Below are 1386 nucleotides of genomic sequence, written 5' to 3'. Positions count from 1 at the left end.
TTCACTGTTGTCCGGTTAAAATTTACAAAGAAGAAAATACTTTGTTTTTAGGCTAATTGGGTTAGGTTATGTTTTAAAATCAATTTCCAAGGCGCCTCTTTTTAGACCGCTGTTATCTCTCCGTCCAATATTTAGCTTTTCAGGGTTATTGAGAAACTGATACAGACTGATGTAACTCATGATATGCAGCCTGATAATCGACCTCAGGTTTGAGAATGCCCACTTCTTTTTGAGCTGTACCTGAACGATCTTTATCAGCAGATCGGATATAAAGGCACACCATATCTGTATCTTGATCGCATTTTCGTTGTCCCCGAGGAAATATTTGAGTGGAAAGTTCTGTTTGACCCTTTTAAAGAGCACCTCGATAAGCCAGCGTTTTTTGTATATCTCTGCAATTTCCTCGGGCAACAGAGAGAAATTGTTGGTCAGGAACTCGAATGTACGGCCCGATTCTGCATCGAAAAATGTGACCATGCGTACCTTAAGTCTGATCTTTTCCTTTTGTGTACGTGTCCCCTGGATCAATGTCTGGTCTTTCAATACGCCAAAGTCCATACTCTTTTGGCTCAGTTCCCTGGATGCTGTGATTTCATACCTCGCATCTTTTTTCTGTCTGGTAACAAAGAAGGCACCTTGTTTGCCTATCCTTTCATATTCTGAATAGTCCACATAGCCTTTGTCAAATACGATAAAAGATCCTTCTTCAAGATCTATTTCTTTCAGGAAAGGCATATCATTCGCGCTGGCGGCAGTAAAACTGATTTTCAGGGGCACATGTTCGGCTGCACCGATCAGGGTGTGAACTTTGATGCCACCCTTTCTTTTCCCGTTCATTTTGCCCGGACTGGGTGCATCGAGTATCCGCTGGAAAAGTGTAATGGTGGAGGAATCGGCAATAAAGAGTTTGTCATATTGCCTCAAACGGCTGTCCGGTAAAAGATGGCGGTGACGTTTGTACAAAAGCTCATAGAGCTGTTGAAAAACATCAAAAGGTCTTTTGGCATTTGCATCGCACAGTGTACTCCTTGCAGGTGGACTGATCATGCCCAGATGTTGGAGCTTGCTATGACATGCATGCATCCCGCTGACCACCTCACGGCTGCTGGTGCAATTGTTAAGGCTGCAATAGAGCATGGTGACCAGATGCCCAAAAGTATCAAAGTACTTGTAATAACGGTCGTAACCCCCTCGACGGGCTAATGATCTGACCGAATTCCGGTCGATCAAACTTAATAGCTGATTTAATATTGGCTGTCCGGTAAAAAATGTATTTTTGCCCATGTTGTATTTAGGTGTGGTAACTCAAATATAACAGCACAAAGGGTAGCTTTTATCGCTGCCCTTTTTTATAAGCAAAAAATATTTTCTCCGGACAACAGTGAA

Annotated in this window: 1 protein-coding gene; it reads right to left on the bottom strand. The window is 42.6% G+C overall.

Translation table 11 applies throughout. The annotated features are described in order from the left end of the window. Window positions 1-66: 66 nt before the first annotated feature. Window positions 67-1284, bottom strand: coding sequence for an IS4 family transposase (locus ACFE6N_RS23480; protein WP_378940358.1), 1218 nt, complete (start codon window positions 1282-1284; stop codon window positions 67-69). Window positions 1285-1386: the final 102 nt, after the last annotated feature.

Source organism: Pedobacter sp. BG31 (assembly GCF_042464845.1).
Classification (GTDB): Bacteria; Bacteroidota; Bacteroidia; order Sphingobacteriales; family Sphingobacteriaceae; genus Pedobacter; species Pedobacter suwonensis.
Note: the sequence above shows the minus strand (reverse complement) of the source record. Positions and strands in the feature narration are given on the sequence as shown.

Coding starts and splice junctions, on each gene's coding strand:
- ACFE6N_RS23480 (WP_378940358.1), bottom strand. CDS start 1,284: ATGGGCAAAAATACATTTTTTACCGGACAGCCAATATTAAATCAGCTA.